Source organism: Okibacterium sp. AC114 (assembly GCF_979253355.1).
Genome location: NZ_CEEDBR010000001.1, coordinates 2,040,993 through 2,067,053, shown reverse-complemented (window position 1 = coordinate 2,067,053; position 26,061 = coordinate 2,040,993). Strand labels below are relative to the sequence as shown.

The following is a 26,061-nucleotide window of genomic DNA, read 5'->3' as shown; positions in this document are numbered from 1 at the left end:
CGTTCGATTCCCGGCAGATGGTTACATTCGGTGCACGGTAGAGTTGATCGCTGTGACTCCCGCAGACCTCTCCCGCAGCCTCTTCGACCTCCTCGTCCCGCTCGTCGAGGGGCGACGCCCCGGTGCCGGCGCCGAGCTCTCGCCCACCGATGTGGTGCTCGAGCGTCCGAAGAACCGCGAGCACGGCGACTGGTCCTCCAACATCGCCATGCGTTTGGCCAAGAAGCTCGGCACCAACCCGCGCGAGCTGGCCACCGAGATCGCCGAGCGCCTCGCCTCGGTCGACGGCGTGCAGGGCGTGGATGTCGCGGGCCCGGGTTTCATCAACGTGCGCCTCGATGCGGCCGCTGCCGGCCAGATCGCGCACACCATCGTCGAGCGTGCCCACAACTACGGCCGCAACGAGTCGCTCGCCGGTCACGTCATCAACCTGGAGTTCGTCTCGGGCAACCCGACGGGTCCGCTTCACCTCGCGCACACGCGTTGGGCGGCCGTCGGCGATTCTCTCGGACGGGTGCTGCGTGCATCCGGAGCCGAGGTGGGCACCGAGTACTACATCAACGACGCGGGCAACCAGATGGACAAGTTCGGCCTGTCGGTGCAGGCGGCCGCTTTCGGCGAGCCCACGCCCGACAAGGGCTACCCGGGCGAGTACATCGGCGAGCTCGCGGCGCGCGTTGTGGCCGCCGACCCGTCCATCCTCGAGCGCCCGCGCGACGAGACACTGGCCGAGTTCCGTGAGCGCGCCTATCAGCTGCAGATGGCCGAGATCAAAGATTCGCTCGAGCGCTTCAACGTGCACTTCGACGTCTTCTTCACCGAGCAGACGCTGCACGAGAAAGATCCGGCGACGGGTCGCAGCGCCATCGACGACGCGGCTGAGCGCCTCAAGGCCCAGGGCCACGTGTTCGAAGATGACGACGCCGTCTGGGTGCGCACGACCGACTTCGGCGACGACAAAGACCGCGTCATGATCCGCGGCAACGGCATCTACACCTACTTCGCCGCAGACGCCGCCTACTACCTCTCCAAGAAGGATCGCGGCTACACCGAGAAGATCTACCTGCTGGGCGCCGACCACCACGGCTACGTGCACCGTCTGCGCGCCCTGTCGGGTGCCGCGGGCGACGATCCCGATGTCAACATCCAGGTCCTCATCGGCCAGATGGTCACGGTCAACGGCGCCAAGCTGTCGAAGCGCGCCGGCAACATCGTCGAGCTCGACGACCTGCTCGAGTGGGTGGGAGCCGACTCTCTGCGCTACGAGCTGGCCCGTTACCCGAGCGACACGCCGCTCGACCTCGACGGCGAGCAGTTGCGCAAGCGCAGCAATGAGAACCCCGTGTTCTATGTGCAGTACGCACATGCGCGCACGCGCAGCGTCGCCCGCAATGCGGCCGAGGCGGGCGTCGACCGCAGCGTGTTCCGCCCCGAGCTCCTCGAGCACGAGACCGAGTCGGCGCTCCTCGGTGCGCTGCAGGAGTTCCCGCGCATCGTGGCCCAGGCGGCCGAGCTGCGCGAGCCGCACCGTGTCGCGCGCTACCTCGAAGAGATCGCGGGGCTGTACCACCGCTGGTACGACAATTGCCGCGTCATCCCGCTCGGCGAGCAGCCCGTGGAAGACGTGCACCGTACTCGCCTGTGGCTGAACGATGCAACGGGAACGGTGCTGCGCAACGGGCTCGATCTGCTCGGTGTGACGGCGCCCGACCGCATGTAGCGCGGCGGCTGACAGGGGCAACGATGGGGGAGCAGCAACCTATGAGCGACGGTTTCGATTTCGCGTTCGAAGAATCGGATGTGCCGCGGCGTGCCCGTTTCGGCTGGGTGCTGTGGCTGTTCCTCATCCCCGCCATCGTCGGCGTGGGCTGGCTGGCCCTCTGGATGCTGGACAGCGCTCTCAGCGACGTCGCCGAGGGTGTCGTGAAGAAGCAGATCGAGGACAACCTGCCCGAGGGTGTCATAGCCGACGTGGACGTCGAGATCAGCGGCCCGCCGTTCATCTACCAGTACGTCACGGGCGTGTTCGAGACCGTGACGGTGACGGCCCGCGATGCCACCATCAACGACATCCCGATCTCGGCCCGGGCCGTCTTGAGCGATGTGCCTAAGGACACGACCGAGCCCGTTGGGCATGTCGACGCCTCCTTCTCCATCTCGCAGCAGGCGCTCGACGTGTTGGCCGAGGCTCCGGATGCCGATCAGGCCCTCACTTTGGGCGACGGCGTCGTCACGTACGACTCCACGCAGACCGTCCTCGGTTTCCCGATTCCCTACACTCTGACGGCCACGCCAACGGTCGCGGGGAACGCCGTCGAGTTGGTGCCCGAAAAGGCTTCGGTCGACGTAGGGTCGCTCAACATCGACGTGCAGCCCATCATCGACCTGCTCCTGCAGCAGCAGCCCCTCTCCATCTGCGTGGCGTCGCGCCTGCCCGAGGCCGTCACGCTCACGGGCCTCACGGTCACGCCAGACAAGGCGACGGTCACGGCTTCGGCCGATGACGTCGTGCTCTCGGGCAGCTCGCTCCGCACACCGGGTTCCTGCGGTTAGGCCGTTCCGCACATGGCGGCCCTCCGGCCGCGTCGCACGGGAAGCCGGCGTCCTGTCTGAGGTCGTGCGGTTGCCGCGCGGCGCCGCTATATGCCCTGTCGAGGATGAGCCCTCGGTAGGTTTGTTCTCCACAGCGCGCCCAGCGCCGAATCGTCCACAGCCCCTCCGCGGGTTCGTGGCCCAGAGACGTTCTCGGTACACTTTGGGAGTCGTCCTCTGCCGGGCGACTGCTCCCTCCGCACGATTGGTTCCCCGGTGGCATCACACCCCCTCGCACCCGACTGGCTGGCCCTGCCCGCCGACGCCAACGACTTAGGCGACGGCCTCTTCTCGGCCAACACCGTGCGCGACCAATACGGCCAGATCCAGGTGGCCGGCGTCACAGCGGGCGAGCTCGTCGAGACCTTCGGCACTCCTCTCTATGTTGTCGACGAGGCCGATGCGCGGGCCCGCGCCGCGCGCACCCTCGACGCGTTCCGTTCGGCCGTTGCCGCGCGCGCCGCCTCTGGTGCCCGCGCCGAGTCGGCTGCCGACGCGCCCGCCGGCTCCACTGATACCCCCCGCGTGCCCGATGTGACGATCTATTACGCCGCGAAGGCTTTCCTGTCGGCCGAGGTCGCGCGCTGGATGATCGACGAAGGACTCAACATCGATGTGTGCTCGGGCGGTGAGCTCGCCGTCGCCCTCGCCGCCGGCGCGCCGGCAGCGCGCCTGGGGTTCCATGGCAACAACAAGTCTCTCGCCGAGATCGAACGTGCCGTTGCGGCGGGCATCGGCACCATCGTGCTCGACAGCCTCGAAGAGATCGAGCGTGTCGCCGAGGCGGCCGCTCGTCACGGCCGCCGCCAGGGCGTCCGCCTGCGGGTCAACAGCGGCGTTCACGCGCACACGCACGAATTCCTCGCCACCTCGCACGAAGACCAGAAGTTCGGGCTGCCGCTCACCGAGACCGCGGCCGCCGTCGGCCAGATCCGCAGCCACGAGTCGCTCGACTTCCGCGGGCTGCACTGCCACATCGGTTCGCAGATCTTCGACGCGTCGGGTTTCGGCGAGTCGGCCGCTCGCCTCCTCGTCGCGCACCGCGAACTTCTCGAGGGCGGGCCGGTTCCCGAGCTCAACCTCGGCGGCGGCTTCGGCATCGCCTACACGACGGCCGATGACCCGCAGCCCGTCGAGCAGATCGCCGATGGCATCGCCGAGGCCGTCTTCCGGGCCGCCGCCGACCTGGGCGTCGAGGTGCCGAATCTCGCATTCGAGCCGGGACGCAGCATCATCGGCCCCGCCGGCATGACGCTGTATACCGTCGGCACGCGCAAAGACGTTCATGTCGCGGGTGATGACGGTTCGTCGTCGGTGCGCCGCTACCTGAGCGTGGACGGCGGAATGAGCGACAACGCACGCCCCTCCCTCTACGGCGCCGATTACTCGGTGCGCCTCGCCAACCGGGTCTCCGACGCGCCACCCGCGCTCGTGCGCCTCGCCGGAAAGCACTGCGAATCCGGTGACATCGTCGTCAACGCCGACTACCTGCCGGGCGATGCCGCCTCGGGTGACATCGTCGCCGTGCCCGCGACGGGCGCCTATTGCTGGTCGCTCGCGAGCAACTACAACTACCTCGGTCGCCCCGCCGTCGTCGCCGTCGTCGACGGCGCCGCCCGCGTGATCGTTCGTGGCGAGACCGAGGCCGAACTACTGGCGCGCGACGCCGGATTGGACGCACGATGATCGAATACCGCACGCTCCGGGTGGCCCTCCTGGGTGCCGGCTCCGTTGGTTCGCAGGTGGCTCGTCTGCTGCTCGAGAACCGCGAAGAACTGGCGGCCCGATCGGGAGCCGACCTGCAGCTCGTCGGCATCGCCGTGCGCAACCTCGAGGCCAAACGCGACGTCGAGCTCCCTGCCGAGCTCTACACGACCGACGCCGAGACGCTCATCGTGGGCGCCGACATCGTCATCGAGCTCATGGGCGGCATCGAGCCCGCCAAGACCTACATCCTTCAGGCGCTCAACGCCGGTGCCGACGTCATCACGGGCAACAAGGCACTCCTCGCCGAGCACGGAGCCGAGATCTTCGGTGCCGCCGAGCAGGTCGGGGCCGAGGTCTACTACGAGGCAGCCGTCGCCGCCGCCATCCCGATCATCCGTCCGCTCCGCGACAGCCTCGCGGGCGACAACATCAAGCGCATCCTGGCGATCGTCAACGGCAGCACGAACTACATCCTCGACCGCATGGATCGTTTCGGCGACAGCATGGCCGACGCCCAGAAGACCGCGTTCGAGCTGGGTTTCCTCGAGGCCGACCCGACGCTCGACGTCGAGGGTTACGACGCCGCGCAGAAAGCCACCCTGTTGGCCAGCCTCGCGTTCCACTCGAGTGTGCCCGCCAGCGGCGTGCACCGCGAGGGAATCAGCCAGATCACGCCCGAGCAGATCCAGGCGGCCAAAGACGCCGGCTATGTGATCAAGCTCCTGGCCATCGCCGAGCGCATCACCGACGAAGACGGCACCGAGGGTGTCTCGGCCCGGGTCTACCCGGCGCTCGTCGACCGCAATCATCCGCTCGCCTCGGTGCACGGCGGCAACAACGCCGTCTTCGTCGAAGCCGAGGCAGCCGGCCCCCTCATGTTCTATGGCGCGGGAGCCGGTGGCGTGCAGACGGCCTCGGCCATCCTCGGCGACCTCGTCTCGGCGGCCCGTCGCCATGTCGCCGGCGGCCCGGGCCTCGGCGAGTCGACGCATGCCGACCTCCCACTCCTGCCGATCGGCAGTGTCACCACCAAATATCAGATCAGCCTTCTCGTCACCGACCGTCCGGGCGTCCTCGCCCGGATCGCTGGCATCCTCAGCGACGGTGGCGTCTCGGTCGAAACGGTCCAGCAGACCGTCCAACCCGGAGAAGAAGACGACGCCACCGGCACCGCCACCCTGGTGATCGGAACCCACGCGGCCCGCGAGGCCGCGCTGCAGGCAACAGTCGAGGCGTTGACGGCCAGCGAAGACACGCAGGCCGTCGTCAGTGTTCTACGAGTTGAAGGAGCCGAATAATGGCGAAGCAGTGGCGCGGAGTTCTGCACGAGTATGCAGACCGTCTCGACATCAGTGACAAGACCCCCATCATCAGCCTCGGTGAGGGTGGCACGCCGCTCATCGCCGCCCGAGCCCTCTCCGAGCGAACGGGTGCGCGCGTCTACGTGAAGTTCGAGGGCATGAACCCCACGGGCTCCTTCAAAGACCGCGGCATGACCATGGCCGTCTCGAAGGCCGTCGAGCACGGCGCCAAGGCCATCATCTGTGCCTCCACCGGCAACACGTCGGCCTCGGCCGCCGCCTACGCCGCGCATGCCGGCATCACGGCCGCCGTCTTGGTGCCAGAGGGCAAGATCGCCATGGGCAAGCTCAGCCAGGCCGTCGCGCACAACGGCCAGCTCATCCAGATCCAGGGCAACTTCGACGACTGCCTCGACATCGCGCGCGACCTCGCCGAGAACTACCCGGTCCACCTCGTCAACTCGGTCAACAACGACCGCATCGAGGGCCAGAAGACGGCAGCCTTCGAGGTCGTCGAAGTGCTCGAAGACGCGCCCGACTTCCACTTCATCCCCGTCGGCAATGCGGGCAACTACACCGCTTACACCCGCGGCTACACCGAAGAACTCGAGCGCGGCGCCACCACCAAGTTGCCCCGCATGTTCGGTTTCCAGGCATCCGGCAGTGCGCCCATCGTGCGTGGTGAACTCGTGCGCCACCCCGAGACCATCGCCAGCGCCATCCGCATCGGCAACCCCGCCTCGTGGGAGCTCGCCCTCACGGCGCGCGAGAAGACCGACGGCTACTTCGGTGCCATCGACGACGACAAGATCCTGCTCGCGCAGAAGATCCTGGCCTCCGAGGTCGGCGTCTTCGTCGAGCCCGCGTCCGCCATCAGCGTCGCCGGCCTGCTCGAGCGGGCCGAGGCCGGTCAGGTTCCCGCGGGCAGCACGGTCGTCCTCACCGTCACCGGCCACGGGTTGAAAGACCCTCAGTGGGCGTTGCGCACCGAGGACGGCGGCCAGGTCACCCCCACCATCGTTCCCGTCGACACGGCCGAGGTCGCGAGCGTGCTCGGCCTCGTCGCCGAACGCCAGGCGTGACCACGACCCCGCGCCGGGTGGCGGTGAAGGTTCCGGCCACCACCGCCAACCTCGGCCCCGGCTTCGACACGCTCGGTCTCGCGCTCAGCGTGTACGACGAACTCGATGTGCGGGTGCGCGACGAGCCCGGCGCCCACGTCACCGTGCACGGTGTCGGCGCGGGCGAAGTGCCCACCGACGAGAGCAACCTCGTCGTCTCGTCGATGGCCTACACGTTCGAGGCCATGGGGCGGCGCATGCCCGGCGTGCACGTCACGGCGCACAACACCATCCCGCACGGGCGGGGACTCGGTTCGTCCGGTGCCGCCGTCGTTTCGGGCATCATGGCCGCGAAGGGCCTGCTGCAGGGCGACGTCGAGATCGACGCCGACACGCTGCTGCGCATTGCGACCGACCTCGAGGGGCACCCCGACAACGTCGCGCCGGCCCTGTTCGGCGGGCTCACGATCGCGTGGCTCACGACATCCGGGCCCCAGCAGAAGCGGCTCATCGTGCACCGTGGCGTGGCCCCGCTCGTCTTCGTGCCGCAGTTCACGATGTCCACCAAGCTCGCGCGCAGCCTGCAACCCGCGTCGGTGCCCCACGAAGACGCCATCTTCAACGTGTCCCGCTCGGCGCTGCTCATCGCGGCGCTCACGCAGAGCCCCGAGCTCATGCTCGCTGCCACCGAAGACAAGTTGCACCAGAACTACCGCGCCGCCGCCATGCCCGAAACGGCCAAGCTCGTCACGCTGCTGCGCAACGCCGGTTATGCGGCGGTCGTCTCGGGTGCCGGGCCCTCCATCCTCGTGCTGGCGGATGGCCCCGGCCAGCGTCTTGCGGCCGCCGAACTCGTCGCCACCCAGGCCGACACGCCGTGGCAGGCCATGATGCTCGCCGTCGACTTCAAGGGTGCGACCGTGACGCCGGTCGACGACGACGAGAGTCCCGCGCACTAGATCAGATGCCGCATCCGCCACGCCAGCGCAACCCCCGCTGTGCGTGGCGGGAGGCCCGAAGTTTGAGTGCTACAGTGGTAGCGATCCCGGGGGAAATGCCGATCAGGTAAATCTGTCCGCCGGGTGAATCCGCACATTCAATGCTGTTGCCTCCGCAACGTGTGCTCTCTACCGTGTTCACTCGAACGTTCTCTCTCCGGTAGGCACGTGCAGGAGAAGCCCCCAGACGCGTAGGCAACCGGCGCTCCCGACGAGCCGTATGCGCCCGGGCGGGGGGAAGGAAAATACTTTTCGTGACTGACGTCAACATCCACACACCCGTGGAATCCGGCGCTCCGCTGACCTCGCTCAAAGTGGCAGACCTCCAGGTCCTCGCCGCGCAGCTAGGAATCCCGGGCGCATCCAAACTCCGTAAGGGAGCCCTCGTCGAGGCGATCCAGGCGGCGCAGGGCGGCGCACAGCCGACCATCGCGGCCGAAGGTTCTGTCGTCGCACCCGCGACCGACGCGGTCCAGGTTCCCGAATCGGCGGCCGCTCTCACGGCCGACAGCGTGGCAACACAGTTGCCCGCCACCGATCAGGCACCCGAAACCGCCGCCGCACCTGCTCGCAAGCGCGCACCCCGCCGTGCCACCACCCAGACCGCTCTCGAGGGTGCACAGGCGCCCGCGACGAGCCCCGTCTCAGCGGTCGGCCACGTGAACGCCGACCAGCCCGCACAGATCCCCGCGACGCCGACCGACGAATCGGTCGCCGCTGCGGCAGAGACCGGCTCCGACGCACAGAACGACTCGGACGCGCAGAACGCCTCGAACGCGCAGAACGCCTCCGACGAGCCCCGCCGTGGCAACCGTCGCCAGCGCGGCAACCGCGCCGAGCGTGCCACCGAGCAGGAAACGCTCCCCGACCTCGGCATCGAACTGCCCAACGAGCCGCGCAAGAACGGTCGCAAGCAGAACGACAACGCCGACCAGGGCGACGAGCCCACCGGCCGCGGGCGCAACCGCAACACCCGCCAGGGCCGCGCGGCCCAGGGCGCCGACGCGCAGTCGTCCGACCAGGCCGATGAAAAGCAGCAGAACGACGACGCCTCCGACCGCCAGGGTGGCGACACCGAAGGTGACAACGGCCAGGGTGAGCGCCAGGGCCGCGGCCGGGGCCGCAACCGTGCGCGCAACGGCGAGGGCGACAACGCCCAGAACGCCGGCAACGCGAACGGCCGCGACAACAACGCTCGTGCCGACCGTTCCGACAACCGCAACGACGCTCGCGCCGATGACAAGAACAACGGCAACCCCCGTCAGCAGGGCCCGGCAGCGGGTCAGGACGACGAGGCCGGCCGCGGCCGTGGGCGCTACCGCGACCGCAAGCGTGGTCGCAACGGCGAAGACGTCGAGCCCGAGATCGCCGAGGACGACGTCCTCATCCCCGTGGCCGGCATCCTCGACGTGCTCGACAACTACGCTTTCGTGCGCACCACCGGCTACCTCGCCGGCCCGAGCGACGTCTACGTCTCGCTCGGCCAGGTCAAGAAGTACGGCCTGCGCAAGGGCGACGCCGTGGTCGGAGCCATCCGCCAGCCGCGCGACAACGAGAACAACGCCCGCCAGAAGTACAACGCGATCGTCAAGGTCGACTCCGTCAACGGCCTCAGCGTCGAAGACGCCGTCGAGCGTGTCGAATTCGGCAACCTGACGCCCCTCTACCCGCAGGAGCGTCTGCGCCTCGAGACCGAGCCCAACAAGCTCACGCAGCGCATCATCGACCTGGTCGCCCCGATCGGCAAGGGCCAGCGTGGCCTCATCGTCGCGCCCCCCAAGGCCGGCAAGACCATCGTGCTGCAGCAGATCGCCAACGCCATCGCGACGAACAACCCCGAGGTGCACCTCATGGTCGTCCTCGTGGACGAGCGTCCCGAAGAAGTCACCGACATGCAGCGCACGGTCAAGGGCGAGGTCATCGCCTCGACGTTCGACCGTCCGGCCGAAGACCACACCACGGTCGCCGAGCTGGCCATCGAGCGCGCCAAGCGTCTCGTCGAGCTGGGCCACGACGTCGTCGTGCTGCTCGACTCGATCACGCGCCTCGGCCGTGCCTACAACCTGGCCGCGCCCACCTCTGGTCGTGTCCTCTCGGGCGGTGTCGACGCCGCGGCGCTCTACCCGCCGAAGCGTTTCTTCGGAGCCGCCCGCAACATCGAGAACGGTGGATCTCTCACCATCCTCGCCACGGCTCTCGTCGAGACCGGGTCCAAGATGGACGAGGTCATCTTCGAAGAGTTCAAGGGCACAGGCAACTCCGAGCTGCGCCTCAGCCGTCAGCTCGCCGACAAGCGCATCTTCCCGGCCGTCGACGTCAACGCGTCGTCCACCCGCCGCGAAGAGATGCTGCTCGGTGCCGACGAGGTCAAGGTCACGTGGAAGCTGCGTCGCGCCCTCGCGGGACTCGACCAGCAGCAGGCCCTCGAGGTCGTCCTCGGCAAGCTGAAAGAGACCTCGTCCAACGTCGAGTTCCTCGTGCAGATGCAGAAGACCATGCCGCAGCCGACGGGCCACAGCCACAGCCACGAGCGCGACCACCGCTAGCCTTCTCACCGAACCCGCCTGACCCGTGGCATCCGCTCTGGATGCTTTCGGTCAGGCGGGTTCTCTGATGGGGCAGGATGGTTCAACGGGAGGAAAGCGACATGTTCGAATCGGTACAGGTGCTGCTCGACGAGCACAAAGACCTGCAAGACCAATTGGCCGACCCGGCGGTTCACGCCGACCCGGCACGCTCGAAGAAGATCAACCGGCGATATGCCGAGTTGTCGCGCATCCAGGCGGCGTACAACACCTGGCACGAGGCGCAGGAAGACCTCGCGGCCGCTCGCGAGCTGGCCAAAGAGGACGAGGCCTTCGCCGAAGAGGTGCCCTCGCTCGAAGAGCACCTCGCCACCTCGCAGGAGAAGCTGCGACGCCTGCTGATCCCGCGCGACCCGGACGACGGGCGCGACGTGATCATGGAGATCAAGGGTGGCGAGGGTGGGGCCGAGAGTGCCCTGTTCGCCGCCGACCTGCTGCGCATGTATATGCACTACGCCGAATCGAAGGGCTGGAAGACTGAGCTCCTCGAGCGCACCGAATCCGACCTCGGCGGCTACAAAGACGTGCAGGTGGCCATCAAGTCCAACGCCACCGACCCGTCTCAGGGGGTATGGGCGCACCTCAAATACGAGGGCGGCGTGCACCGCGTGCAGCGCGTTCCGGCCACCGAGTCGCAGGGACGCATCCACACCTCGACGACGGGTGTCCTCGTCTTCCCCGAGGTCGACGCACCCGAAGAGGTCGAGATCAGCCAGAACGACCTCAAGATCGACGTGTACCGCTCGTCGGGCCCCGGGGGACAGTCCGTGAACACGACCGACTCTGCTGTGCGCATCACGCACCTTCCCACGGGCATCACGGTGGCCATGCAGAACGAGAAGAGCCAGCTGCAGAACCGCGAGGCCGGCATGCGCGTGCTGCGCGCCCGCATCCTCGCGCGTCAGCAGGAGGAGCAGGCGGCCCTCGACAGTGCCGCCCGCAAGACGCAGATCCGCACGATGGACCGCTCCGAGCGCATCCGCACGTACAACTTCCCCGAGAACCGCATCGCGGATCACCGCACGGGATACAAGGCGTACAACCTCGACTCGGTCATGAACGGCGCCCTCGAGCCCGTCATCGAATCGGCGATCCTCGCCGACGAAGAGGCCCGGCTCGCCGACATCGGCGACCAGAGCTAAGCACGCCCAACCCGCAGCCCAGCCAGAAGGCCGACCCGATCATCCGGGTCGGCCTTCTGGCTTCTGCGTTCAATTGTGTCGATTGTGAAGAGAGCTCCTGATCCGCCAGCGGTGATCGCCCGGGTCAGCGCACCGCGGGCAGTCAGTCGGCGGCGGGGGCTGCTTCGGCGTCGTCGCCCAACTGGGCGCGCTCGATGGGGGATGCCTGATCGCGCGGCCGGGCCGTCGCCGGTATGCCGGTGATGATCGAATGCGGGGGAGCGTCGCGCGTCACGACGGCGTTCGCCCCCACGACCGAATGCGCGCCGACGACGATATCGCCCAGAACCTTCGCTCCGGCCCCGATCATCACCCCGTCGCCGATCGTCGGGTGCCGTTTCTGTCGTCCGAGACTTTTTCCGCCGAGCGTCACGCCGTGATAGATCATCACATCGTCACCCACTATGGCGGTCTCGCCGATAACGACGCCCATACCGTGGTCGATGAAGAATCGTCGGCCGATCTGAGCGCCCGGGTGAATCTCGATGCCCGTCAAAAAGCGAGCAAACGCAGAACCCGCGCGGGCGGGCAACCGGATGCCGCGCCGCCACAGCCGCGCGTTGACCCGGTGCGCCCAGATGGCGTGCAAGCCGGGGTAGGTCAGGAAGATCTCCACCCGGCCGCGCGCGGCAGGATCGTGCACGCGCGCGGCAGTCAGGTCTTCCCTGATGCGGGTGAAAACACTCATAGAGTGTCGAGCCTAGTCGCTGAGGCCGGCCCAGAGAGGCGTCGAGATGTAGCGCTCACCGGTGTCGCACACGATTGCGACGATCTTCTTGCCGGCGTTCTCGGGGCGCTTCGCGAGTTCGCGCGCAGCCCAGATGATGGCACCGGAGGAGATGCCCGCGAGGATGCCCTCTTCGGCGGCCAGACGCTTGGCCACGTCGATCGAGTCCTCGAACGAGACGTCGATGACCTCGTCGTACACGGTCGTGTCGAGGATCTCGGGGATGAAGTTCGCGCCGATGCCCTGAATCTTGTGCGGCCCGGGTTTGCCGCCGTTCAGGATGGGGGAGTCGAGCGGTTCGACGGCCACGATCTGCACCTCGGGCTTCAGTTCCTTCAGCACCTGGCCGACGCCCGTGATGGTTCCGCCCGTTCCGACGCCCGCGATGAAGATGTCGACGTCGCCGTCGGTGTCGCGCCAGATCTCCTGCGCCGTGGTCTTGCGGTGGATCTCGGCGTTGGCCTCGTTGGCGAACTGCTTGGCCCAGATGGCGCCGGGCGTCTCGTCGACGATCTCCTTCGCCTTCTCGACGGCGCCCTTCATGCCGAGCGCCGGTTCGGTGAGCACGAGTTCGGCGCCGAAAGCGCGCAGTAGCACGCGGCGCTCCTGGCTCATCGAGGACGGCATCGTGAGGATGACTTTGTAACCGCGGGCCGCTCCGATGAGGGCCAGCGCGATTCCGGTGTTGCCGCTCGTGCCCTCGACGATCGTTCCACCGGGCTTCAGGGCTCCGGATGCTTCGGCGGCGTCGACGATCGCGACGCCGAGGCGGTCTTTCACGCTCGACCCGGGGTTGTAGTACTCGAGTTTGGCGAGCACGGTCGCCCCCGCGCCGTCCGTCACCCGGTTGAGCTGCACCAGCGGCGTGTTGCCGAACGCCTCGGTGATGTTCGAATAGATCTTGCCTGCCACGATCTGCCTCCCTGTGCGTTGTGCCGCACGACATCCTTCTGGTGCACGCCGCTCGGCGCACCCTCAAGCCTATTCGCGTGAATGGGGTTTGCGACGAAGATGACGGGACGTTCGTCATCTTCTCGGCTTGGCGCCCGACATGAGTGTTCGCCGCCTCTGCGCTAGGCTTCCCGGCGGAACGGTCGCCGTCAACGGCCATCAGCGTATGTCTCACACACCTTCTTCCCCCCGCCCGTCGCCCCGCGCGTCATCCGAACCCGCCGCCCTGCTGTCGCAGCTGCGCGACCTCGCCGTCGAGCGACTCGCGCGTGCCGGCGTGCCGACGCCGGATGTCGATGCCGAACTCCTGCTCGGCCATGTCTCGGGTCTCGGGCGCGGCGAGTTGCAGGCGGCCTTCATCACGGGGCGCCGCGCAGACGCCGCCGCCTCGACCACCCTCGAGGCGCTGGTCGAGCGCCGTGCCGCACGCGAACCCCTGCAGCACATCCTCGGCGTTGCCTGGTTCCGTTCGCTCGAATTGCGGGTCGGCCCGGGTGTCTTCGTGCCGCGTCCCGAAACCGAGGGCGTCGTGCAGATCGCGATCGATGCGCTCCGCCAGGTGCCGACGCCCGAACCCGTCGCGGTCGACCTCGGCACGGGCTCGGGAGCCATCGCACTGGCCATGGCCACCGAGGTGCCGAACGCGCGCGTGCACGCCGTCGAGGCATCCGTCGACGCGTTCATCTGGGCTCGAGAGAATTTCGCCGCGATCGGTGCCGACAATGCGCGTCTCGTCTTCGACGACATGGGTCGCGCGCTGTCCGAGCTCGACGGAACGGTCGATGTCGTCATCTCGAACCCGCCCTACGTTCCGGATGACGCGATCCCACGTGACCCCGAGGTGCGCCTGTTCGATCCGGCCATGGCGCTCTACGGTGGTCCCGACGGGCTCGACCTCGTCCGTTCGCTCGAACGCACGGCGCGCCGGCTGCTGCGCGAGGGGGGCCTGCTCGTCATCGAGCACGGCGAACTCCAGGGCGCCGACATCCGGGCAATCCTCACCGAACGCGGATGGCGCGCCGCCGCCACCCACGTCGACCTGACGCTGCGCGACCGCACCACCACAGCCGTTCGTTAGAGCGAACCGCCGCTCGAGTGGCGCGCCCGCTCGTTTGCGAACGCGTCACGATGTCGCGGCCAACAATCGCGCTACGGCCGCGCTACGGCCGCGCCGCGAACTCCTCGACAGCGGCCATCAAACCGTCGGTGTCATACCCGTCCGGCGTCTTCGTCAGATGGAAGGCCGTGATCCCCACGGCGCGCGCGGCCTCGACGTTGGCGTGCGAATCATCCGCGAAGAACGCATCGGATGCCTCGACCCCCAGTCGGCCGAGCGCGCGCGTGTAGATGCGGCGCTCGGGTTTAGCGGCACCCAGCACAGCCGAGACGAGGTCGTTGTCGCCCCCGATGATCTCGGCGGCTTCGGGGGCCAGCACCGACAATTCCTCGCGGAAGATGATCGGGTTGTTGCTCAGCAATGCGGCTGTGCCGAGCTCGGAGGCGCGTTTCAGGGCCGCGATCGACCCGGGAATGATCGTCATGGCCGATTTGCGCGACTCGCACCATTGCTCGCGCGTGAGCGGCACCCCGGTGACCTCGGCGAACGCCTCGAGGTATTCGTCGCCCGTGGAGAACTCGCCCGCATTGGCCGCCCGCTCGAATCCGCCCACCCACCAGGTCGAGGCCAGGTGGTATTGCGTCGACCCAGTCAGGCGCGCCAGGTTGGGCAGCCGTTTGAGAAAATCGTAGTCGTAGAGGGTCTTGTCGCAGTCGAAGAAGAACACGGATGGCTTCACCCATCCAGTATCTCTCCCCGTTCTCACACGCGGCGACCCGTTCGCTCTCGGCAGGTGACGATAGAATCGAGCACAATGTCCCGCATCCATGACTGCTCTGACGACACCGAGCTGCTGATCGGCATGCGAATGGCCCGAGCCGCGATCGCCCGCGGTGAGCTCGTCGTCATTCCCACCGACACCGTCTACGGTGTGGCCGCCGACGCTTTTTCCCCCCGCGCCGTGCAGCGATTGCTCGACGCCAAGGGCCGCACGCGTCAGTCGCCGCCACCCGTTCTCGTGCCCGGCATCCACACCCTCGAGGCCCTCGCGGCCGAGGTTCCCGATGCCGTCCGCGACCTCGTCGAGGCGTTCTGGCCGGGCGGTCTCACCATCGTGCTGCCGGCCCAGCCGTCTCTCGCGTGGGATCTCGGCGACACCGACGGCACGGTCGCCGTGCGCATGCCGAGTCACCACATCGCGCTCGAGCTGCTCCAGGAAACGGGCCCGCTCGCGGTCTCCTCGGCCAACCTCACGGGTCTTCCGGCGGCTACGACGGCGGCTGAAGCCGAACGGATGCTGGGCGACAGCGTCTCCTCCTACCTCGACGCTGGTCCCTCGGGCGACACCGCCTCGACCATCGTCGACGCCACGCGCTTGCAGAGCCCGGGCGGACGCGTCACCGTCCTCCGCGAGGGTGCCATCAGTCGCGCGCAGCTCGCCGAGGTCTTGGGCGACCTGCTCGAACCACTCGACGCGGCGCCTTCCGCCGACGATGAGCCGGTTGCGCTCGCCCCCGTGTCGGATGCACGACCGGTCCTCTCGGCACCTGCCGCGGACGCCGAGACGACAGCAAACCCGGAAGCCCCGACGCACGGCGCCCCGCCGCCCGAGACAGCCCGCGACGCATGATCCAGTATCTGATCATCGCCGCGATCACGGCGGTCATCACGTTCGTCGTCTCGTTGGCGGTGTACCGCGGGGCCCTGAAGTACAAGCTCTACCCGACGATCCGCGAACGCGACGTGCACACGCGTCCCACCCCGCGCCTCGGCGGTGTCGCCATGTTCGTGGGCGTCATCGCGGCCTTCGTCATCGCCTCGCAGAACCCGTTCTTCGCCTCGACGTTCGGCAGCCCGGGGCCCATCCTCGCCATCGGGGGAGCGGCCCTCCTCACGGTGCTCATCGGCGTCGCCGACGACATCTGGGACCTCGACTGGATGATCAAACTCGCGGGCCAGTTCCTCGCCGCGGGCCTCATCGCCTGGTTGGGCGTGCAGATCTACTCTCTTCCGATCGGCGGCCTCACGGTCGGTTCGTCGTGGATGTCTTTCACCATGACGGTCTTCGCCATCGTGCTGGTCATGAACGCCATCAACTTCATCGACGGGCTCGACGGCCTCGTCGCGGGCGTCGCGCTCATCGCCAACGGAACTTTCCTCATCTACGGCTACCTCCTGGTGCGCGAGACGGGCCAGACGAGCTTCTTCAACCTCTCGCTCCTCATCTCGGCCGTGCTGGTCGGGGCCTGCGCCGGATTCCTGCCACTCAACTGGCATCCGGCCCGCATGTTCATGGGCGACGCGGGCGCGCTCCTCGTCGGCCTCCTCATGGCCACGAGCGCCGTCGCCATCACGGGCACGGTCGACCCGACATCCCTCGGCCGCAGCCAGCTGCTCGGCATCTACATCCCGATCATCCTGCCCTTCGCCATCCTCGTGGTGCCGCTGCTCGACTTCGGGCTCGCGGTCTTCCGCCGCCTCCGGGCCGGCAAGTCGCCCTTCAGCGCCGACCGCAAGCACCTGCACCACCGCCTGCTCGACATGGGCCACACACACTTCCAGGCCGTGCTGATCTTCTACGCGTGGACATCCGTCATCGCCATCTCGTGCCTGCTGTTCTTCGTCTTCCAGCCCTACTGGGTGGCCCTCGTGTTCCTCATCGCGGGTGTCATCATCTGCGCCGTGGTCACGCTCGCGCCCCTCGGTCGCCGCAAAACGCTCGAGTTCTCGGCCCAGACCGTCGGCGCCGACGATCCTGCGTTCGAGCGCGTCCGCGAATTCGACCCGCTGGATGCCGCGAGTGAAGACCGGCCGCACGACGCGCCCATCTCGCACGAACTCGTCGCCGAGGTCGTCGCGGTCGCAGAAGCCCAACGCACTGAACCAGAAGCATCCCCGGTCCGACGCTCGGACGATGACGCCCCCGCCCCGAAGGACACCCCATGAGCTCCAATAAAGTATTCGTCGACGCCCTCAAGTACGGCGCCCTCCTCGCCATCGGCATCGCCCTGGTCGGGGGAGTGATCGGCTTCTTCCTCGACGGCAGTCGCGGCGTCGTCTCGGCCCTGATCGGCACGGCGCTCTCGGCCGTCATGCTTGCGATCACGGCGGGCAGCATCCTCTTCGCCAACCGTTTCTACGGCTCCGACCTGTTCGTCGGCGCCTTCTTCGGCATCGTTCTCGGTGGATGGCTGCTCAAATTCGTCGTCTTCCTGGTGCTGGTCTTCCTCCTCGCCGATCAGCCCTGGGTCAACCGTGTGATCATGCTCGTGTGTGTCATCGTCGGCGTCATCGGCTCCCTCGTGGTGGACATGGTGGTCGTCGCTCGTTCACGCGTGGGGTATGTCAGCGACGCACAGTTGCCCGGAGACCAGAAAAACGCGCAATAACGGGCAAACCGATTCGTCAGCACGCCCAAATGTTGATAGGCTCTCTGGAGATTCCCCAAGCATATTTACACGCATTTCGCGTGAGTTGTTTGGCGTCTTCCGAATGTTCGTCGCTCGGAGAGCAGTTCGCTCTCCGCCCCGAAACAGGAGATAGCGCTGTTAGGTAACGCTGTGCTGTTAAGTAACTCGGTGCTGAGTAGCTCCGTTCACTTCAGCGAAAAAATCAACTCTGTGATCAACGCCCCGATCTTCGCGGCTGCTGGCGACGACAACACGTTCCACGGTCCGTCGATCAACGAGTTCTTCCCCGAGATCGTCGCTTTCGAAGGCACCCCCTTCGCGATCAACCGCATCATGCTGATCCGGTTCCTCGCGGTCGCTGCCATCCTGGTCCTCTTCTGGCTCGGCACGCGCCGCATGAAGATCGTCCCGGGTCGCGGTCAGTCGATCATCGAGATGGGCCTCGACTTCGTTCGAGTCAACATCGCCGAAGATCTTCTGGGCAAGAAAGACGGCAAGCGGTTCCTGCCGATCATCACCACGATCTTCTTCATGGTCTTGTTCATGAACATCACGGGTGTCATCCCGTTCCTGAACATCGCGGGAACGTCGGTCATCGGTGTTCCGCTGGTTCTGGCGCTCGTCGCCTACATCGCGTTCATCTACGCCGGTGTCAAGAAGCACCCGGGCGCATTCTTCAAGAACGCACTCTTCCCGCCCGGTGTGCCGTGGCCGCTCTACATCATCGTGACTCCCATCGAACTGGTCTCCACGTTCGTGTTGCGGCCCATCACGCTGACGCTCCGACTCCTCATGAACATGGTCGTCGGGCACCTGCTCCTCGTCCTCTTCTTCGGAGCGACCTGGTTCTTCTTCTTCAACGCCGACGGCTTGTTCAAGGCTTTCGGTGTGGGCACGCTCGCATTCGGTTTCGTCTTCACGCTCTTCGAGCTGTTGGTCGCCGCACTGCAGGCCTACGTTTTCGCACTACTTACGACTGTTTACATCCAGCTCGCGCTGGCTGACGAACACTAAACGACGTCAGCATCCGCTGACATCGCCATCACGGAAGGAAACAACACGTGGACGCAACAACCGTTCTCGCCGAGATCAACGGAAACATCGCGACGGTCGGTTACGGTCTCGCTGCAATCGGCCCGGCCATCGGCGTGGGTATCGTGGTCGGCAAGACCATCGAGGGTGTCGCCCGTCAGCCTGAGCTGGCCGGTCGTCTCCAGGTTCTGATGTACATCGGTATCGCCTTCACCGAGGCGCTGGCCTTCATCGGCATCGCGACCTACTTCATCTTCGTCTAAGCCCTTCGTCATTCGTAGCAAGGAGGCGTGATGATTCACGCACTAGTGCGGGCTGCCGCAGAGGGTGAAACCTCGCACAACCCGCTTTTGCCCGAGACGTATGACATCGTCTGGTCGTTGGTTTGCTTCATCGTCATCCTCGTCGCGTTCTGGAAGGTCTTCCTTCCCAAGATGCAGAAGATGCTCGATGAGCGTTCCGCCGCCATCGAGGGCAACATCGCCAAGGCCGACGAGGCTCAGCGTGACGCCGAGGCTGCTCTCGAGCAGTACACGGCCCAGCTCGCCGACGCCCGTCAGGAAGCCGCCGCCATTCGTGACCAGGCTCGTGTCGACGGTCAGCGCATCCTCGCTGAACTGAAGGAACAGGCTGCGACCGACGCCGCGCGCATCACGCAGAGCGCCCAGGCCCAGATCGAAGCCGAACGTCAGGCAGCGGTCGTCAGCCTGCGCAACGAGGTCGGCTCGCTCGCGATCGACCTCGCGTCCGGCGTGATCGGCGAAAGCCTGTCCGACGACGCCCGTGCCACCGCGGTCGTCGACCGATTCCTGGCCGACCTCGAAGCATCCGAGGCCTCGAACCAGGCAGAGAAGGCGTAACGCATCATGGGTAGCGCGACAAGAGAAGCACTGTCCGAATCGCTGCGCGAGTTGGACTCGACGGGAGCCGTTGGCGACAACGGTTCCGGTCGTGACCTGACGACCGTCAGCGAGCTGTTCGCCGTCGGCCGCGTCGTCGCTCGCACGGCGCACCTGCGCTCGGCGCTGTCCGACAAGGCCGCACCCGCCGAGGTCAAGCGTCAGCTCGTGCAGACGGTCTTCGGATCGTCGGTGTCCGAGCGCACGCTGCGCCTCGTCAGTGCCGCCGCCGCTGGCCGCTGGTCCGACGAGGACGGCTTCGTCGCCGGCCTCGAGGAGCTCGGCATCCGTGCCGCGGTGCAGTCGGTCGGTTCGGACGTGTCGATCGAACAGGAGCTGTTCGAATTCGGTCGCTATGTCGCGGGTGACGCAGAGCTCGAGCTCGCGCTCGGCTCGAAGCTCGGCGATGTGCAGGCTAAGGTCGCGCTCGTCGAATCCCTGCTCGCGGGCAAGGCCTCACCGCAGACGGTCGAGATCGTCCGTCAGCTGGTGCAGCAGCCCCGTGGTCGCCGCATCCGCACGCTTCTGCGTTACGCGGCCGGCATCGCCGCCGACCAGAGCAACCTCACCGTCGCAACCGTCACGGCTGCGGCACCGCTCACCGAGGGGCAACTCGCCCGGCTCCGTGCCGGACTCAGCTCGCTCTACGGTCGAGATGTCAAAATCAACGTGATCGTAGACGCATCCATCATGGGCGGTCTGCGGGTGCAGGTCGGTGACGATGTCATCGACGGCAGCGTTGCATCTCGCCTGCACGACCTGAAGCTCCAGCTCGCCGGCTGATCCAGCTATGCACCGCTGATCCAGCCCAGAGCCGCACACAACACAGACGCACGATCCCTGGGATCGACACATCGGAAGCGCGAACCGTTTCCGCAACTCAAAGGAAAATGATGGCAGAACTAACGATTAGTCCTGATGAGATCCGGAGTGCTCTCAAGGACTTCGTCGCCGCATACGAGCCGGGCAAGGCCGGAACGACCGAAGTAGGCCACGTGATCGACGCCGGCGACGGCATCGCGCACGTCGAAGGTCTGCCGGGCGTCATGGCCAACGAGTTGATCCGCTTCTCCGATGGCACGCTGGGCCTCGCCCAGAACCTCGACGAGAACGAGATCGGCGTCGTCATCCTCGGTGAGTTCGCCGGTATCGAAGAGGGCATGGAAGTCACGCGCACGGGCGAGGTCCTCTCGGTCCCCGTCGGCGACGGCTACCTCGGCCGCGTGGTCGACCCCCTCGGCAACCCGATCGACGGCCTCGGCGAGATCGCCAGCGAAGGCCGCCGCGCCCTCGAGCTGCAGGCGCCCGGCGTCATGCAGCGTAAGAGCGTGCACGAGCCCCTGCAGACCGGTATCAAGGCCATCGACGCCATGATCCCCGTCGGCCGTGGCCAGCGCCAGCTGATCATCGGTGACCGCCAGACCGGTAAGACGGCCATCGCGATCGACACCATCATCAACCAGAAGGCCAACTGGGAGTCGGGCGACACCAACAAGCAGGTGCGCTGCATCTACGTCGCCATCGGCCAGAAGGGCTCCACCATCGCTTCGGTGAAGGGTGCCCTCGAAGACGCCGGAGCCATGGAATACACGACGATCGTCGCGTCCCCGGCCTCCGACCCCGCCGGCTTCAAGTACCTCGCCCCCTACACCGGTTCGGCCATCGGCCAGCACTGGATGTACGGCGGCAAGCACGTCCTCATCATCTTCGATGACCTGTCGAAGCAGGCCGAGGCCTACCGTGCCGTTTCGCTGCTCCTGCGTCGTCCGCCGGGCCGCGAGGCATACCCCGGCGACGTCTTCTACCTGCACTCTCGCCTGCTCGAGCGTTGCGCGAAGCTGTCCGACGAGCTCGGTGCCGGATCGATGACGGGTCTGCCCATCATCGAGACCAAGGCCAACGACGTCTCGGCCTACATCCCCACCAACGTGATCTCGATCACCGACGGCCAGATCTTCCTGCAGTCCGACCTCTTCAACGCCAACCAGCGTCCCGCGGTCGACGTCGGAATCTCGGTCTCGCGTGTCGGTGGTGACGCTCAGGTCAAGTCGATCAAGAAGGTTTCGGGAACGCTGAAGCTCGAGCTGGCTCAGTACCGCTCGCTCGAAGCATTCGCCATGTTCGCGTCCGACCTCGACGCCGCCAGCCGCCGTCAGCTCGCCCGCGGCGCCCGCCTCACCGAGCTGCTCAAGCAGCCGCAGTACTCGCCCTACCCGGTCGAAGACCAGGTCGTCGCGATCTGGGCCGGCACCAACGGCAAGCTCGACGAGGTTCCCGTCGAAGACATCCTGCGCTTCGAGCGCGAGCTGCTCGACTACCTGGGCCGCAACACCGACGTCCTGTCCAAGCTGCGCGACACCAACGTGCTGAGTGACGACATCGTCGCCAACCTCGAGTCGTCGATCGACACCTTCAAGAAGGAGTTCCAGACCGGTGAGGGCAAGCCCCTCAACTCGGTCGGCTCCGAGAAGTTCGAAGAGCTTCCGGCCGAAGAGGTCAACCAGGAAAAGATCGTCAAGGGACGTCGATAACCGATGGGCGCACAGCTCCGGGTCTACACGCAGAGGATCAAATCTGCGCAGACGACCAAGAAGATCACGAGGGCGATGGAGTTGATCTCCGCCTCGCGCATTCAGAAAGCGCAGGCGCGAGTCGCCGCCTCCGGTCCGTACAGCCGCGCGATCACGCGCGCTGTATCGGCCGTGGCGACCTACTCCAACGTCGACCACGTGCTCACCACCGAACCCGAGAAGATCGAACGCGCCGCGGTCGTCATCTTCGCCTCGGACCGCGGTCTCGCCGGTGCGTTCAGCTCACAGGTGCTTCGTCAGGCCAATGAGCTCACCGAGCTGCTGCAGTCGCAGGGCAAAGAGGTCACCTACTTCCTCGTCGGCCGCAAGTCGGTGGCGTACTTCGCCTTCCGTAAGCGAGCCTCAGAGGGACAGTGGACCGGCGGCACCGACTCCCCGTCGTTCGAAACGGCGCAGGAAATCGGTCAGGCCCTGCTGAAGAGCTTCCTCACGGATGCCTCTGAAGGCGGAGTCGACGAGATCCACGTGGTCTACAACCGCTTCGTCAGCATGGTGACGCAGACCCCCGAGGTCGTCCGTCTCCTGCCGCTCGAGGTCGTCGAAGGTGTCGAAGAACCCGACTCCAAGACCGTCCTGCCGCTGTACGAGTTCGAGCCCGACGCCGCAAACGTGCTGGATGCGCTGCTCCCGGTCTACATCGAGAGCCGCCTGTTCAACGCCATGCTGCAGTCTGCCGCGAGCGAGCACGCTGCCCGCCAGAAAGCCATGAAGTCCGCGAGCGACAACGCGGACAAGCTGATCACCGATTACACCCGTCTGCGCAACAACGCGCGTCAGGCGGAGATCACCCAGCAGATCGCCGAGATCGTCGGCGGCGCCGACGCTCTGTCGGGCGCCAAGTAAGACTCGACGGATAAAGAGAGAAGAAGAGCAATGACAGATACAGCGACAGCTGAGGCGGGAAGCGCCGGAGTGGCCACGCTCGCCGCCGGCCGCATCGCTCGCGTCACCGGCCCCGTGGTGGACATCGAGTTCCCCCACGACTCGATCCCCGAGGTCTACAACGCCCTCGAAACGACGATCACCATCGGCGACGAGCACACCGACATCACCCTCGAGGTTGCCCAGCACCTCGGTGACGACCTGGTTCGCGCCATCGCCCTGAAGCCGACGGACGGACTCGTCCGCGGCCAGGAAGTGCGCAACACGGGCGCTCCGATTTCGGTTCCCGTCGGTGACGTCACCAAGGGTAAGGTCTTCGACGTCACGGGCAAGATCCTCAACGGCAAGCCTGGCGAGACCGTCGAGATCACCGAGCGTTGGCCGATCCACCGCCGTCCGCCGGCATTCGACCAGCTCGAATCGAAGACGCAGCTCTTCGAGACCGGCATCAAGGTCATCGACCTCCTGACCCCCTACGTGCAGGGTGGAAAGATCGGTCTGTTCGGTGGTGCCGGTGTCGGTAAGACCGTTCTGATCCAGGAAATGATCCAGCGCGTTGCGCAGGACCACGGTGGTGTGTCTGTGTTCGCCGGTGTGGGCGAGCGCACCCGTGAGGGCAACGACCTCATCGCCGAAATGGAAGAGGCGGGCGTCTTCGACAAGACCGCCCTTGTCTTCGGCCAGATGGACGAGCCGCCGGGAACGCGTCTGCGCGTCGCCCTGTCGGCCCTGACGATGGCGGAGTACTTCCGCGACGTACAGAAGCAGGACGTGCTGTTGTTCATCGACAACATCTTCCGCTTCACGCAGGCCGGTTCCGAGGTGTCGACCCTTCTCGGTCGTATGCCTTCGGCCGTGGGTTACCAGCCGAACCTCGCCGACGAGATGGGTGTTCTCCAGGAGCGCATCACCTCGACGCGTGGGCACTCGATCACCTCGCTGCAGGCGATCTACGTGCCGGCCGATGACTACACCGACCCGGCTCCGGCGACCACGTTCGCCCACCTCGACGCCACCACCGAGCTGTCGCGTGAAATCGCGTCGAAGGGCCTCTACCCGGCCGTCGACCCGCTGACCTCGACGAGCCGCATCCTCGACCCCCGTTACTTGGGCGAGGACCACTACCGCGTGGCCACCACGGTCAAGCAGATCCTCCAGAAGAACAAGGAACTGCAGGAGATCATCGCCATCCTCGGTGTCGACGAGCTCTCCGAAGAAGACAAGGTCACCGTTTCGCGGGCCCGTCGCATTCAGCAGTTCCTCTCGCAGAACACCTACATGGCGAAGAAGTTCACGGGTGTCGAGGGTTCCACGGTTCCCCTCAAGGAGACCGTCGAGTCGTTCGATGCCATCGCCAAGGGTGAGTTCGACCACGTGGCCGAGCAGGCCTTCTTCAACGTCGGTGCTATCTCCGATGTCGAAGAGAAGTGGGCTCAGATCCAGAAGGAGAACGGCTGATCATGGCTTCCTCGAAGCTGCAGGTCAGCGTCGTCGCCGCCGACCACGAAGTGTGGTCGGGCCAGGCGTCGATGGTGGTCGCGAAGACGGTCGAAGGCGAAATCGGCATTCTGCCGGGGCACGAGCCTATGCTCGCCGTCCTGGCAGAAGGCCAGGTCCGCGTTACGACCGACAACGGTCAGAAGATCACCGCTGATGCGTCCGACGGATTCCTGTCCGTCGAGAACAACACGGTGACCGTCGTGGCTGGCAACGCCAGCCTCGTCAAGTAACTCCTCCTCTCTTCACCGCGTACGCCCCGTGCTTGTCATCCTGCCTCCGTCTGAGACGAAGCGGGATGGCGGCACGGGGCGTTCGTCGTATCTGGAGGAGTTGAGGTTCCCAGCGTTGACCCCCTACCGCCAGTCGCTCATCGAGCAACTCGCCGACCTCGCGGCCGACCCGGATGCATCTATGAAGGCCCTGAAGATCAGCGCCAGACAGATGGGTGAGGTCGAGCGCAACCGCGCGCTGCACACGGCCGCCGTGATGCCCGCCATAGACCGGTACACGGGTGTTCTCTTCGACGCCCTCGACGCTCCGACGCTCACCGAGGCGCAACGCGCGTTCGCCCACGAGCACGTCGTCGTGCACTCGTCGCTGTTCGGCCCGGTCGGTGCCCTCGACCCGATCCCCGCTTACCGCCTGTCGCACAGCTCCCGGCTGCCCGAGGGCGGGTTGCGTCAACAGTGGGGGCGCGGCATCAGGCACGAGCTCGCTCAGGTGCCCGGCCTTGTGCTCGACCTGCGCTCGGAGGGGTATGCCGAACTTGGGCCCCTCGAGTTGTCGGCGCAGCGGCTCTACGTGCGCGTGATGGCCCGCGGCGCCGATGGTGAGACGCGAGCCCTGAATCATTTCAACAAGAAGACCAAGGGGCTCTTCACCCGGGCCCTCGTGCAGAATCAAGTCGCATTCGACGATATCGATGGGCTGCGCGCCTGGGCCGCCGAGGTCGGCTTCGAGGTCGGCGACCCGTCTCCAGCCCATGAGATCGCACTCATCGCACCGACTCGAGAGATGACGCCCGCGGCTTCGTGACGTGGAACGGGATGCTCTCGAGGCGCAGGAGCCAGAGCTTGGTGTCGAGCCCCGAGCCGCGGTCGTAACCGACCGGGTTGCGTCGGGTGCCCAACACGCGGTGACAGGGCACGAGGAGCGGCACGGGGTTGGCTGCGACCGCTGCACCCACCGCACGGCCCGCCCGCGGTGCCCCGACGGCCGCGGCGATCTCGCCGTAGGTAATGGTGGAGCCGAACGGGATCGTCGCGAGTGTTCGCCAGACGGCGTGTTGGAAAGCCGTGCCCGAGACCTCGACCCGCAGGTCGAATGACACGCGGTCGCCGTCGAGGAAATCGAGGACCTGCTTCGCGGCGCCGCGCACGAACGCGGAGGGAGCGGACGGCGCAGGGCTTCCCGACGTCAGTGTCTCAGGCCGCCAGGTCGTCCGACCGATGTCGCAGCTGGTGATGAAGCCGCCCTCGGCCTGGAGCGTGATGACGCCGACAGGGGACGGAAACGAGATGATTGCTGGCATGTGGCCCCGATCGTTGTGTGCTCGTGCGAGCGGGTTGTTCGTCCTTTCAGATTAGG

The 26,061-nt window shown here is 66.5% G+C and carries 25 protein-coding genes; 21 read left to right on the top strand and 4 right to left on the bottom strand.

Annotated features, from left to right (window positions below):
• The first annotated feature begins 52 nt into the window (after nt 1-52).
• From argS to prfA, 8 genes are all read left to right on the top strand, one after another.
• Nucleotides 53-1,720, top strand: coding sequence for an arginine--tRNA ligase (gene argS, locus ACZ6IE_RS09660; protein ID WP_464607764.1), 1,668 nt, complete (start codon nt 53-55; stop codon nt 1,718-1,720).
• A 41-nt stretch (nt 1,721-1,761) separates the two neighbouring features.
• A complete protein-coding gene (locus tag ACZ6IE_RS09655; protein WP_464607763.1) occupies nt 1,762-2,553 on the top strand; it encodes an LmeA family phospholipid-binding protein in 792 nt (263 codons plus the stop codon).
• A gap of 255 nt (nt 2,554-2,808) precedes the next feature.
• Nucleotides 2,809-4,278, top strand: a complete 1,470-nt coding sequence (gene lysA / locus ACZ6IE_RS09650) for a diaminopimelate decarboxylase (protein ID WP_464607762.1) — start codon at nt 2,809-2,811, stop codon at nt 4,276-4,278.
• Nucleotides 4,275-5,597: a homoserine dehydrogenase gene (locus ACZ6IE_RS09645; RefSeq protein WP_464607761.1), complete on the top strand. Its 1,323-nt coding sequence runs from the start codon at nt 4,275-4,277 to the stop codon at nt 5,595-5,597. The genes lysA and ACZ6IE_RS09645 overlap by 4 nt, the downstream gene beginning before the upstream one ends.
• The gene (gene thrC / locus ACZ6IE_RS09640; protein ID WP_464607760.1) at nt 5,597-6,682 is read left to right on the top strand and encodes a threonine synthase; all 1,086 of its coding nucleotides are present in this window, start codon (nt 5,597-5,599) and stop codon (nt 6,680-6,682) included. The genes ACZ6IE_RS09645 and thrC overlap by 1 nt, the downstream gene beginning before the upstream one ends.
• Nucleotides 6,679-7,620 carry a homoserine kinase gene (gene thrB / locus ACZ6IE_RS09635; RefSeq protein ID WP_464607759.1) on the top strand — a complete coding sequence of 314 codons (942 nt, stop codon included), beginning with the start codon at nt 6,679-6,681 and terminating at the stop codon, nt 7,618-7,620. The genes thrC and thrB overlap by 4 nt, the downstream gene beginning before the upstream one ends.
• 293 nt (nt 7,621-7,913) lie before the next feature.
• Nucleotides 7,914-10,205, top strand: coding sequence for a transcription termination factor Rho (rho, locus tag ACZ6IE_RS09630; protein ID WP_464607758.1), 2,292 nt, complete (start codon nt 7,914-7,916; stop codon nt 10,203-10,205).
• Nucleotides 10,206-10,306: 101 nt separating this feature from the next.
• Nucleotides 10,307-11,386: a peptide chain release factor 1 gene (gene prfA / locus ACZ6IE_RS09625; protein ID WP_464607757.1), complete on the top strand. Its 1,080-nt coding sequence runs from the start codon at nt 10,307-10,309 to the stop codon at nt 11,384-11,386.
• Nucleotides 11,387-11,528: 142 nt separating this feature from the next.
• Here the strand turns inward: prfA and epsC are convergent, their stop codons facing one another.
• Together epsC and cysK are read right to left on the bottom strand one after the other, a co-directional pair.
• On the bottom strand, nt 11,529-12,113 hold the full coding sequence (gene epsC / locus ACZ6IE_RS09620) for a serine O-acetyltransferase EpsC (protein WP_464607756.1): 585 nt from the start codon (nt 12,111-12,113) through the stop codon (nt 11,529-11,531).
• Nucleotides 12,114-12,125: 12 nt separating this feature from the next.
• Nucleotides 12,126-13,064, bottom strand: a complete 939-nt coding sequence (cysK, locus tag ACZ6IE_RS09615) for a cysteine synthase A (RefSeq protein WP_464607755.1) — start codon at nt 13,062-13,064, stop codon at nt 12,126-12,128.
• Between the two features lie 205 nt (nt 13,065-13,269).
• On the opposite strand from cysK, the gene prmC reads away from it, so the two are divergent.
• Complete coding sequence (gene prmC, locus ACZ6IE_RS09610) at nt 13,270-14,181, top strand: peptide chain release factor N(5)-glutamine methyltransferase (protein WP_464607754.1); 912 nt, start codon at nt 13,270-13,272, stop codon at nt 14,179-14,181.
• Between the two features lie 82 nt (nt 14,182-14,263).
• On the opposite strand, the gene ACZ6IE_RS09605 is transcribed toward prmC, so the two are convergent.
• On the bottom strand, nt 14,264-14,899 hold the full coding sequence (locus tag ACZ6IE_RS09605; protein WP_464607753.1) for an HAD-IA family hydrolase: 636 nt from the start codon (nt 14,897-14,899) through the stop codon (nt 14,264-14,266).
• Between the two features lie 75 nt (nt 14,900-14,974).
• On the opposite strand from ACZ6IE_RS09605, the gene ACZ6IE_RS09600 reads away from it, so the two are divergent.
• The 12 genes from ACZ6IE_RS09600 to ACZ6IE_RS09545 all read left to right on the top strand — a co-directional run bounded on the left by ACZ6IE_RS09600 (nt 14,975) and on the right by ACZ6IE_RS09545 (nt 25,509).
• Nucleotides 14,975-15,790 (top strand): L-threonylcarbamoyladenylate synthase, encoded by an 816-nt coding sequence (locus tag ACZ6IE_RS09600; protein WP_464607752.1) that lies wholly within the window; start codon nt 14,975-14,977, stop codon nt 15,788-15,790.
• Complete coding sequence (locus tag ACZ6IE_RS09595; RefSeq protein ID WP_464607751.1) at nt 15,787-17,106, top strand: MraY family glycosyltransferase; 1,320 nt, start codon at nt 15,787-15,789, stop codon at nt 17,104-17,106. Before ACZ6IE_RS09600 ends, ACZ6IE_RS09595 begins: the two co-directional genes overlap by 4 nt.
• The gene (locus ACZ6IE_RS09590) at nt 17,103-17,549 is read left to right on the top strand and encodes a hypothetical protein (protein WP_464607750.1); all 447 of its coding nucleotides are present in this window, start codon (nt 17,103-17,105) and stop codon (nt 17,547-17,549) included. The genes ACZ6IE_RS09595 and ACZ6IE_RS09590 overlap by 4 nt, the downstream gene beginning before the upstream one ends.
• Before the next feature lie 231 nt (nt 17,550-17,780).
• Nucleotides 17,781-18,584 carry a F0F1 ATP synthase subunit A gene (atpB, locus tag ACZ6IE_RS09585; RefSeq protein WP_464607749.1) on the top strand — a complete coding sequence of 268 codons (804 nt, stop codon included), beginning with the start codon at nt 17,781-17,783 and terminating at the stop codon, nt 18,582-18,584.
• 47 nt (nt 18,585-18,631) lie between these two features.
• The gene (gene atpE, locus ACZ6IE_RS09580) at nt 18,632-18,865 is read left to right on the top strand and encodes an ATP synthase F0 subunit C (RefSeq protein ID WP_035837596.1); all 234 of its coding nucleotides are present in this window, start codon (nt 18,632-18,634) and stop codon (nt 18,863-18,865) included.
• 30 nt (nt 18,866-18,895) lie between these two features.
• On the top strand, nt 18,896-19,462 hold the full coding sequence (locus ACZ6IE_RS09575; protein WP_077055381.1) for a F0F1 ATP synthase subunit B: 567 nt from the start codon (nt 18,896-18,898) through the stop codon (nt 19,460-19,462).
• A 6-nt stretch (nt 19,463-19,468) separates the two neighbouring features.
• Nucleotides 19,469-20,284 (top strand): F0F1 ATP synthase subunit delta, encoded by an 816-nt coding sequence (locus ACZ6IE_RS09570; protein WP_464607748.1) that lies wholly within the window; start codon nt 19,469-19,471, stop codon nt 20,282-20,284.
• A 110-nt stretch (nt 20,285-20,394) separates the two neighbouring features.
• Complete coding sequence (atpA, locus tag ACZ6IE_RS09565; RefSeq protein ID WP_464607747.1) at nt 20,395-22,032, top strand: F0F1 ATP synthase subunit alpha; 1,638 nt, start codon at nt 20,395-20,397, stop codon at nt 22,030-22,032.
• Between the two features lie 3 nt (nt 22,033-22,035).
• On the top strand, nt 22,036-22,935 hold the full coding sequence (locus tag ACZ6IE_RS09560; RefSeq protein ID WP_077055383.1) for a F0F1 ATP synthase subunit gamma: 900 nt from the start codon (nt 22,036-22,038) through the stop codon (nt 22,933-22,935).
• Between the two features lie 30 nt (nt 22,936-22,965).
• Complete coding sequence (atpD, locus tag ACZ6IE_RS09555; protein ID WP_077055384.1) at nt 22,966-24,432, top strand: F0F1 ATP synthase subunit beta; 1,467 nt, start codon at nt 22,966-22,968, stop codon at nt 24,430-24,432.
• A gap of 2 nt (nt 24,433-24,434) precedes the next feature.
• Nucleotides 24,435-24,704 (top strand): F0F1 ATP synthase subunit epsilon, encoded by a 270-nt coding sequence (locus tag ACZ6IE_RS09550; protein ID WP_077055385.1) that lies wholly within the window; start codon nt 24,435-24,437, stop codon nt 24,702-24,704.
• 28 nt (nt 24,705-24,732) lie between these two features.
• Nucleotides 24,733-25,509 carry a YaaA family protein gene (locus ACZ6IE_RS09545; RefSeq protein ID WP_464607746.1) on the top strand — a complete coding sequence of 259 codons (777 nt, stop codon included), beginning with the start codon at nt 24,733-24,735 and terminating at the stop codon, nt 25,507-25,509.
• On the opposite strand, the gene ACZ6IE_RS09540 is transcribed toward ACZ6IE_RS09545, so the two are convergent.
• Entirely contained in the window at nt 25,469-26,005 is a 537-nt protein-coding gene (locus ACZ6IE_RS09540; RefSeq protein ID WP_464607745.1) for a methylated-DNA--[protein]-cysteine S-methyltransferase, read from the bottom strand. The genes ACZ6IE_RS09545 and ACZ6IE_RS09540 overlap by 41 nt on opposite strands.
• Nucleotides 26,006-26,061: the final 56 nt, after the last annotated feature.

Bases quoted from the DNA above. Each gene is read 5' to 3' on its own strand.
- ACZ6IE_RS09655 (WP_464607763.1), top strand. From the start codon at position 1,762: ATGAGCGACGGTTTCGATTTCGCGTTCGAAGAATCGGATGTGCCGCGG.
- ACZ6IE_RS09645 (WP_464607761.1), top strand. From the start codon at position 4,275: ATGATCGAATACCGCACGCTCCGGGTGGCCCTCCTGGGTGCCGGCTCC.
- thrC (WP_464607760.1), top strand. From the start codon at position 5,597: ATGGCGAAGCAGTGGCGCGGAGTTCTGCACGAGTATGCAGACCGTCTC.
- prfA (WP_464607757.1), top strand. From the start codon at position 10,307: ATGTTCGAATCGGTACAGGTGCTGCTCGACGAGCACAAAGACCTGCAA.
- epsC (WP_464607756.1), bottom strand. From the start codon at position 12,113: ATGAGTGTTTTCACCCGCATCAGGGAAGACCTGACTGCCGCGCGCGTG.
- prmC (WP_464607754.1), top strand. From the start codon at position 13,270: ATGTCTCACACACCTTCTTCCCCCCGCCCGTCGCCCCGCGCGTCATCC.
- ACZ6IE_RS09600 (WP_464607752.1), top strand. From the start codon at position 14,975: ATGTCCCGCATCCATGACTGCTCTGACGACACCGAGCTGCTGATCGGC.
- ACZ6IE_RS09595 (WP_464607751.1), top strand. From the start codon at position 15,787: ATGATCCAGTATCTGATCATCGCCGCGATCACGGCGGTCATCACGTTC.
- ACZ6IE_RS09590 (WP_464607750.1), top strand. From the start codon at position 17,103: ATGAGCTCCAATAAAGTATTCGTCGACGCCCTCAAGTACGGCGCCCTC.
- ACZ6IE_RS09575 (WP_077055381.1), top strand. From the start codon at position 18,896: ATGATTCACGCACTAGTGCGGGCTGCCGCAGAGGGTGAAACCTCGCAC.
- ACZ6IE_RS09570 (WP_464607748.1), top strand. From the start codon at position 19,469: ATGGGTAGCGCGACAAGAGAAGCACTGTCCGAATCGCTGCGCGAGTTG.
- atpA (WP_464607747.1), top strand. From the start codon at position 20,395: ATGGCAGAACTAACGATTAGTCCTGATGAGATCCGGAGTGCTCTCAAG.
- ACZ6IE_RS09560 (WP_077055383.1), top strand. From the start codon at position 22,036: ATGGGCGCACAGCTCCGGGTCTACACGCAGAGGATCAAATCTGCGCAG.
- atpD (WP_077055384.1), top strand. From the start codon at position 22,966: ATGACAGATACAGCGACAGCTGAGGCGGGAAGCGCCGGAGTGGCCACG.
- ACZ6IE_RS09550 (WP_077055385.1), top strand. From the start codon at position 24,435: ATGGCTTCCTCGAAGCTGCAGGTCAGCGTCGTCGCCGCCGACCACGAA.
- ACZ6IE_RS09540 (WP_464607745.1), bottom strand. From the start codon at position 26,005: ATGCCAGCAATCATCTCGTTTCCGTCCCCTGTCGGCGTCATCACGCTC.